Annotated in this window: 1 protein-coding gene; it reads right to left on the bottom strand. The window is 48.5% G+C overall.

Annotated features, from left to right (window positions below):
- On the bottom strand, positions 1-9,536 hold a 9,536-nt coding region (locus WEIDD23_RS04295; protein ID WP_197458805.1), incomplete at both ends, for a hypothetical protein.

The following is a 9,536-nucleotide window of genomic DNA, read 5'->3' as shown; positions in this document are numbered from 1 at the left end:
GCCCTTATCAACTGACTTTGCAGTTGATACAGCGGCATCACGATCTGACTTGGCTGACTTAACGGCATTTTGCAACGCTGTCATCGCATCCTTAATGTCTTGTGTCGAAGCCTTACCAGCTTCAGCATTCTTCAACACATCAGCAAGCTTGCTTTGGGCATCCTTCACAGCCGTTTCACCGTTGACTGGTGAGGTTGCGACATTATTCGCATCCTTAACCGCTTGGTCACGATCTGCTTGTGCACTTGCAACAGCCTTGTTGTAATCAGAAACCGCCTTGGCAACTTCTTCAGCAGATGCATCCTTGTTAGCCAAAACCTTGTTCAAATCCGTTTGGGCAGCCTTCGTGTCTTGATCAACTGCATCCGCGTTCTTCGTGTAGTTCACCACGAATTGTTGGATTTCAGCATCTTGACCCGGTGCTTGTTCACCAAGCGCTGACGCCATTGTAGCAATACCATCACGTACTTCAAGCGCTTGTGCAATCACAGCTTGCTCGTCGAACGTTGCACTGCCACCAGCAACATCGTTGTTATCAAAGAACTTATTTGCCTTCAAAGCCTCTGCCCATGTTGCGTACGTCTTACCATCAGGTCCCGTAACCGTGTATGAGTAACCAGCCTTCTTCAAACTTGCATCCGTCACTGAACCAAGCTTCGTCTTGCCAGTCCAGTTCGTGTCAGAAGCCCCATTTGTTTGAGCAATCAAGCTTGATGACAAGTTAGACTTCACAACAACCTTTTGATCATTCTCAGGTGAGTACACAACCACAAAGTTGTTATCATCCGTCGTAAATGTTGGGTTAGCGGCCACTGCTTCAGCCAACGTACCATAGACCTTGTTGTCAGGTCCGACAACTTCGTATTGGTAACCATCGACCTTCAAACCAGCTTCGATTGCATCAGGCACAACCACAGAAGCACCTGTATAACCTGTTGAAATAACATTCTTCAAGTTATCAACAACGGAAGCAATGGTTGGCAACTTACGAGCAGCTGCATTACCAGCCGTCGTTTGCTTAGCCGCATCTGTCAACGTCACCGCTGCTGCTGCGTTAACCGCATTTGGATCAAATGAAACCACTGCGTCAACACCAGCTGGCAAACCAGCTACCGTATACGTACCATCGGCATTCTTAGTCACCGTCAATCCTTGCGTGTCCTTATCATCCATCTTCACTGAGACAACGTCACCAGTCTTTGGATCCACGTAAGAAATAATTGGCGTGTAACCCGTCTTGTCAGTCACCTTAACCGTTGCTGTATCGCCCGTTACAACTGGTGATGTCACTTCAGCAACTGGCACTTGCACAACTTCAAGTGTTGCACCGGCCTTCACCTTCGTGCTTGGCAACTTGTAGTGGATAGCACCATCTTCACCCTTAACCGCATTTGGCAAAACCTTTTCTGTCGTGCCATCGGCGTTGTGGATAAAGACCACTGGTGTCTTACCATCAACTGATGGGATGTCCAAATCAGCAACATCATCACCTTCACCAGGCGTAACAACTGCTGGCTTCGTAACTGGCGTGTTCACCACATCCAATTGCTTCTGAGCGTTCTCAACGTCAGCCTTGCTTGACTTTGGATTGTCCAAAATCTTTTGCAAGTTATCAGCTGCGTTTTGCACGTCCTTAGGCAACGTCTTACCCGACTTCTTAACAGCATCCAAGTCAGCTGCTGCATCTTGCTTAGCCGTATCCAAAGCTTGTTGGGCCTTGTTTTCAGCTTGTGTCAAGGCAGTTTGCGCATCCTTGATTTCTGAAGCTGTGGCCGTTGAACCATCAGCCAACTTATCTTGCAACGCCTTCTTTGCATCAGCGACAGCTTGGCTATCACTCATGTTATCAGGTACGTTTGCAACAACTTGCTTAGCCAAATCTTGGGCATTCTTCAATGCCGTTTCAGCATTTGACTTTGCTGTGTTGTAGGCGTTTTGCGCCTTATCCAAGTCACTTTGGGTGCTATTCGCATCCTTGGCTACCTCAGCCAACTTAGCTGCCGCATCGTTCAATGACTTATCATCAGCCAATTGCGTTGGAACTGACGCATCAACCGCGTTCTTGTTGTTTTGCAACTTTGTGGTTGCATCATCAATCGCTGTTTGTAGTGCAGCTTGGGCCTTGTTGATAGCGTCCGTTGATCCTTGATCATTTGACGCATCCTTCAAAGCCTGTTGCATCTTAGCTTGCAAGTCAGCGATTGCCTTGTTATCCAACAAACCAGCTGGTACTTGCGTCTCCGTTGCCTTCGACACTGCCGTTTGACGTTCTTGCTTAGCCGTTGCAACCGCATCGTTCAAATCGTTCATGGCTTGCTTAATATCTGAAGCAGTGGCGCTACTATCACCAAGCTTCTTTTGCAAAACCGCTATTTGATCAGCCACTTCACCTGAAACAGGGGCCGTTGCATCAAGTGCTGACTTAGCTGCCGTAACTACATCAGAACGAACACCTTGTTGTGCAGCGACAGCGGCAGCCAATTCTTGCTTAGCTTGGTCAATGGCAGACTTTGTCGCAGTATCAGCCGTCAAGTCCTTAGTCAAACCTTGTACCTTAGCAATCGCATCCTTGACTGCATCAGAATCCTTAACAGACGCTGGTACACCAGTTACGGCCGTGTTAGCCGTTGCCGCCGCACCTTCTTGCGCTGACTTGGCTGCCGTAACAGCGTCATCAAGGACCTGTTGTGCAACCTTAACGTCAGTCGCCGTAGCCGTTGCTGAATTAATCGCGTCATTCAAGGCTGCCTTCGCATCCGTCACGCTCTTGTCATCCAGCAAGTTTACTGGCACATTCGTCATATCAGACATCGCCGTGTTCTTCACATCAGCCAAGTCTGATTGGGCTTGCTTAACTGCATCGTCAAGGGCCTTTTGCGCGTCCTTAATGGCTTGCGTCGTGCCCTTATCATCTGCTGCATTAGCCAAGGCGTCTTGCAACTTATCTTGCAAATCTTGAACCGTCTTAACATCTTGTACATTTGCAGGCACAACATCGCTAGCGGCATCATTCACAGCCTTGCCACGCGTTGTCGTCTCAGCTGACACTGTATCCGTCAACTTCTTCGTAGCATCCGCGATTTGCGTTGCCGTTGCTGTACCTGAATCAAGCAACGTCTGCAAGTCCTTAGCAGCGTCTACAACGGCCTTTTCACCAGAAACTGGTGCCGTCTTACCCAAGGCAGACTTGGCGGTTGCCGTCACATCGGCCAACTTGTTGTCAGCCGCTTGCTCAGCTGACTTCAATGACGCAATGGCGTTATCAATGTCAGTCTTAGTAGCCGTCTCTGAATCAATCAAGTTTTGCAAAGCATCCGTTGCGTTCGCAACCGCTACATTATCTTGCCAAGCCTTGTTATCGTTAGCTGTCTTAACTTCTTGCTTAGCTTGATCCTTAGCGTCAGCCAACTTTGATTGTGCGCCTGTTACAGCTGTATCCAAAGCCGACTTAGCCTTATCAATCTCTTCCTTAGAAGAATCAGGGTTGCTCAACACATCGTTCAAAGCCGCTTCTTGCTTTTGCACATCCGCATCATCTTGCACGTTGGTTGGTACCTTGTTCAAAGCTGACTTAGCGGCATCCGTTGACTCACTCAAAGTTGAGTTAGCCGCCGTAACAGCTGATTGCAAAGCAGTCGTCGCCTTCAAGATATCAGCCGTCAACGCATTCTTATCAGCAACTTGGCCATCCTTGGCCGCCGCATCAACAAGTGCTTGCAAGTTCGCTTGCGCTGCCTTAACAGTTGCATCACCCGCAACATTGGCTGGCACATTCGCAATGGCATCGTTAGCGCCGTTATTAGCAACGGCACGCTTTGCCTTCGCTGCATCAACCGCGTTTTGCAACGTCTCTTGCGCTGCGTTCAATTGTGCCAAAGACGTGTATTGGCTTGCCATCAAATCGTCCAAAGCTTTTTGTGCAGCCGCAACTGAAGATTCGTTCTTAACAGTCTTCGTGTCTACAGGTGTTGCTGCCAATGCCTTCTTCGCATCGTCAATTGCCTTGTTAGCCACCTTAACGGCTTGATCTAGCTTGTTTTGTGCATTCGCAATGTCAGTAGCTGTTGCGTTATCATCCTTCAGCTTAGCCTTCAAATCTGCCTCAGCTTCTGCAACAGACGGATCTGCTCTAATACCCTCAGCCTCTGGAATATCCAAGCTATTAATTGACTTTTGCGCAGTTTCCTTACCATCGTTCAACACACCTTGTGCATCAGTCACTGCCTTATCGTATGCATCTTGTGCCTTTTGCAAATCCGACGCCGTAGCATTCTTATCTTCAGCAATCTTCTTCAAGTTAGCGAGGGCATCTTGTGTGGCTTTATCATCAGAAATGTTCGTGTCAATCGTTGTTTTATCAGCCGTTGACTTCTTAGTTGCCAAGGCTGATTGGGCCTCTGTTACTGCATCATCGTATGCCTTTTGTGCAGCCGTCAATGCGCTTGCCGTTGCATTCCCATCAGCAGCCGTGTCGTGCAAAGCCGTCAATAAATCAGTAACAGTCTTGTTGTCTGAAACATTCTTTGGCACCGTCACATCAGCAGCTGCATTCTTGGCATCTTGCAACTTGCCTTGTTCAGCCTTAACGGCATCATCGTAAGCTTGTTGCGCGTTTGCCAATTCAGTAGCCGTCGCATCACCATCTTCAGCAACCTTCTTCAAGTCGGCCAACTTACCAGCCACAACCGTGTTGTCGGTCATGTTTTTTGGCGCTTCTACAGACTTGGCCGCGTTCTTAGCTGTTTGCAACTTATCTTGCTCATCAGTAACTGCATTCGTGTAAGCCTCTTGCGCCTTGTTCAAAGCTGTTTGCGTTGCATTTGGATCAGTCGCAACCTTCTTCAACGCTGTCAACGCATCGTTAACCACGTCATTGTCGGTCATGTTCGTTGGCGCCGTCGTAGCATTTGCTTTGTCCTTATTCTCTTGCAACTTAGTCTTAGCATCCGCAATCGCTGTCGCCAACGCTGTCTTAGCAGCGTCGATATCTGCAGACGTACCAGCATTGTTAGCAGCCTTATCCAAGGCATCTTGCAAGGCAGCCTTCTTAGCAGCTACATCTGACGTCTCATCAGCCGCTTGATCACTCAAGTTAACTGGTACAACCATTTGTGCGGCGTCATTAACTGACTTGGCACGAACAGCTGAGGCATCGGCTACTGCCTTCGTTAAGGCGTTTGTAGCATCAGCAATTTGTTCTGCCGTAGCATCGGTCTTGGTCAAATCAGTCAAAGCCTTGGCCGCATCAGCAATCGTGCCAGCTCCAGCAGCTTCCATACCATATGGTGCCGTTGCTGCAGCTGCGGCGTTAGCTAAATCGATGGCTTGTTGACGGTTCTTTTCAGCAACCGCAACAGCTGAATCCAATGCTGACTTTGCCGCATCGATTTGCGTCTTAGTTGATGTTTCAGGACTCTTCAACAACGTATCCAAGGCAGATTGTGCATCTGTCACAGCCTTCTCAGTTGCAACTGCAACCGGAATTGACTTAATTGCAACTGAAGCGTTTGACGTTGACGTTGCGAGAGCATCTTGTGCCTTAGCGACTGCCTCAGCCAATGCCGCTTGCGCGTTGGCAATATCTGTTGCCGTTGACGTTGAGTCCGTACCCAAAGCCTTTTGCAAAGCCGCTTCTGCTTGTTGCACCTTCGTATCGTCTTGAACGTTTACAGGAACCTTAGCCAAAGCATTCTTAGCTGAATCTTGCACATCAGCCAAAGATTGCTTAGCTGAGGCCACCAATGAGGCCAACTTAGCTGAGGCCGACGCAACATCTGCTGTCGTGCCAGTGTCGCCGTTAGCTGCCGCAATGGCAGTGTTCAATTCCGTCATAGCAGCACTAATTTCCGGACGATCAGAAACATCTGGCGTTACTGATCCCAAAGCATCTGACGCCGTATCCATTGCAGCATCACGTGCCTTTTCAGCGGATGCAATGGCATTCGTCAATGCATCTTGCAAGTTCTTAATATCTGCCGTTGACGCCGTTGAGCCATCCTTAATGGCATTCTCCAAAGCCGTCTTCGCATTAATAACTTGCGTTTCCTTTGAAACTGGCTTCGTATCTGGCATGTTCTTAGCTGCAGAATCCTTTGCAGCTGCCAACGTTGCTTCAGCTGCCGTCTCAGCATTCTGCAACGCCTTAACAGCTGCATCGATGGCTGTCTTAGTTGACGTCTCAGGCGCATCCAACAACTTTTGCAACTTGTCGTTTGCAGCCATGACATCTGTATCAGAAGCCAAGTTCTTGGCAATGCTCGTTTGTGCTGTCTTAGCGTCCGCTGTTGACGTGCTCAAAGCAGTTTCAGCAGCCGTCTTCGCATTTTCATAAGCTGACTTAGCATTCTTCAAATCATCAGCTGTTGCGTAATCACTGTTAGCAGCATCAAGCAAGTTTTGTGCAGCCGTATTCAAAGCAGCGTTATCGCTCAAGTTGACTGGTACTAAGTCCGTTACTGCCTTACCAGCGTAATCACCCTTAGCATTCTTAACAGCTTCTGTAGCCTTTGCCAAGGCACCATCCGCACCAGTCAAGGCATTCGTTGCGTCAATAATTTGTTGCGTGGTACCTGACTTCAACGCCGTGGCTAAGTTATCAACCGCCTGTCCCAAAGCAGAGGTCTTATCCTTTGCTTGGTCAGCCAGGTTAGCTGGAATTGAAACAGCATTGGCATTCTTAACCGCCGTGTCACGGGCTGCTTGCGCGTCATTAATCACGTTTTGCAAGTTCGTAATCGCATTGTTAAGATCGGCAGTTGTTGGATTTGTTGGATTGTCCTTTGCTTGCGTCAACAAAGTTTGCAACTCGTCTTGTGCATCCTTAACAGCTTGTTCATTATGAACCGCAAATGTATCAGCCTTAGAAGCTGATTCCAAATTATTTCCAGTCTCAATAACCTTGGCACGTTCATCGTTATAAGCATCAACTGCACTTTGCAATGAGGCTTCAGCAGACGTCAAATCTGTCTTCGTTGTCGTAGCATCATTTGCGTCTGCCAACAAATCAGTCACCTTGTCATAAGCCTTAACCAATGCCTTTTGTGCGTCCGTTGCTGTACCATCCGCAACCGCTTGCTTTGAAGCGGTATAAATAGCATCAACCGTCGTGTCCTTAGTTGCTGCCGTTTGCGCGTTTGTTGCGTTAGTACGCTCATCTGCCAATGCTTGCTTGGCAGTAGCCTCAGCTGAAGTCAAATCATTGATTGCCTTAGTAATGTCATCAGCTGTTGCCGTACCGTTAGTCAACAACGTGTTCAAAGCAGCTGACTTATCTTGAACACCCTTGTCATCCTTAATGTTGGCAGGAATGTCTGCGATTGCTTGCGCACCCGCAGTAATCTTGTCAGCAACAGCCCCTTGAGCTGTCTTTTCAGCAGACTTCAAGTCATTAACAGCCTTGGTAATTGCGGCTGTCGTGCCTTCATTATTAGCAGCGTCCGCAACAGCCTTATCCAAGGCAGCCAAAGCATTCTTAACAGCTTCGACAGACTTAACAGAATCTGGCACATTTTCAGCCGTCGTTGCTGCTGCATTTGCAACATCACGATCTGCCTTAGCTTGTGCAACCGCTTGCTCCAATGCTTGTTGCAAGTTCTTCAATTGCGTAGCCGTCGTAGTCGTATCTTCGGCAGACAACGCCTTGGTAATTGCGTCCTTCGCATTCTTCACAGTTGTTTCTTGGTCATAAGGCGACGTCACAGTCTTGTCCAAGGCTGCCTTCTCAGCATCCTTCGCATTTTGCAATGCCGTTTGTGCGTTAGAAACAGCCGTGTTCAAGTCAGACAAAGCATTCGCAATATCTTGCGGCGTTGCGTTAGCTGGCAAGTTGTTAATGACGTTAGCGGCTGCCTTAACACTGGCATCGTCAGAAACATTTGATGTTGTCGTGTCAGTTGCCTTAGTAGCTGCATCCTTCGCAACGTCCTTCATGGCATCCGTCAACTTCTTCTCAGCTGCTGCAATATCCGCGATTGAAGCTGTTGATCCATCAGCCAACAACCCATCAAGATCACTCTTGGCGTTCTTAACTGAATCAGCATCGATCAATGAGGCTGCCGTGTCAGTATCGTTCTTAACGGCTGACTTCACGGCCGTGTCAAGCGACTTCTTCGCATCTTCAACCGCTTGAATAGCCTTGGCAACATCTTCTGGCGTTGATTGTGTGTCAGCCATGATTGTCGTCAAATTCTTTTGTGCAGCATCCAACTTTGAACCGGCGTTAGCCACATCAGCGTTCTTAGCAACGGTCGTTTTGGCAACGGCTGCTTGATCCGTGTCAACAGTCGTGTTCGTAGCATCACCAACTGTCGTCAACGCGTCCTTTAGCGCATCACTCTTTGCCTTGATATCAGCCAATGAGGCTGTATCAGGCAATTGGTTAAACGCATCTTGCGCATCCTTCACAGCCGTGTTGTTCTTAGCCACCGCATTAACAGCATCTGAGTTAACAGCTGTTGACATAGCATCCTTAACAGCATTATCCAACTCTGACTTTGCTGTGTTCACTGCATTAACAGCCTTAGCAATATCATCAGTTGTAGCCGTCTTGTCAGCCAAGACCGTCTTCAAATCTGCTTGAGCAGTATCCAAGGCACTGTTCTTAGCCTTTACCGTGGCATCCTTTGCCGCCGTCATATCAGCGATTTGCGTTTGCTCTGAGTCAGCGTCGCCGTTAGCAGTTGTTGCAGCATTCTTAACTGCCGTGTTCAACTTCGTCTCAGCATCCGCAATCTTCGTCATATCACCTGATGCCATGGCATCATTCAAATTTGAAACTGCTGTTGCAACCGTCGTGTCAGACTTTGCCAACGCGTTAACATCTGGCGTCAAATCGTTCTTCGTCACAGCTGCCACAACGGCATCCGTGTAGTCCTTTTGCGCTGACTTAACCTTTGCGACTGCGGTTGCAATAGCGTCAGTTGTTGCAGCCGGATCAGCTGCCAACAAGTTCTTCAATTCTGTTTGCGCTTGATCCAATGCACCTGACTTGGCAGTTACATCGGCATCGTTTGCTGAAGGCATGTTAGCAACAATCTTTTGCGCGTTATCTGCATCAACGTTAGCTTGCTTTGCTGCGTCTGAAACGGCATTTTGTAGTGCTGTCTCAGCTGATGCAATCTTCGTCATATCACCAGACGTCAAAGCATCGTTCAAACCGCTAACAGCTGTCTCGATTGCTGAACCCGGGGTTGCCAAAGCAGATACGGCGTCAGTAACGTCGTTCTTCTTAACGGCAGCGATAACCTTAGCATCGTAGTCGTTCTTGGCGTTGGTCAACTCAACAACTGCGGCCGCAACTTGATCAGGTGTCGCCGTCTTGTCCTGTAACAAACCAGCTACCTTCGTCTGTACGCTAGCCAAAGCCGTGTCTGCTGCTGACACATCAGCATCCTTAGCAACGCTCATGCCCGCAACAGTCGTTTGGTCAGCAGCAGTTGCCTTATTCAAGACATCACCATAGTTAGCAACGGCGTTATTAATTGCTGCCGTTGTACCAGTACCATCAGCCGCTGCATCAGTCGCTGTCTTAATAGCGG

This window comes from Weissella sp. DD23, from assembly GCF_001579105.1.
Classification (GTDB): domain Bacteria; phylum Bacillota; class Bacilli; order Lactobacillales; family Lactobacillaceae; genus Weissella; species Weissella cibaria.
This window is presented reverse-complemented; position numbering and strand designations above follow the sequence as displayed.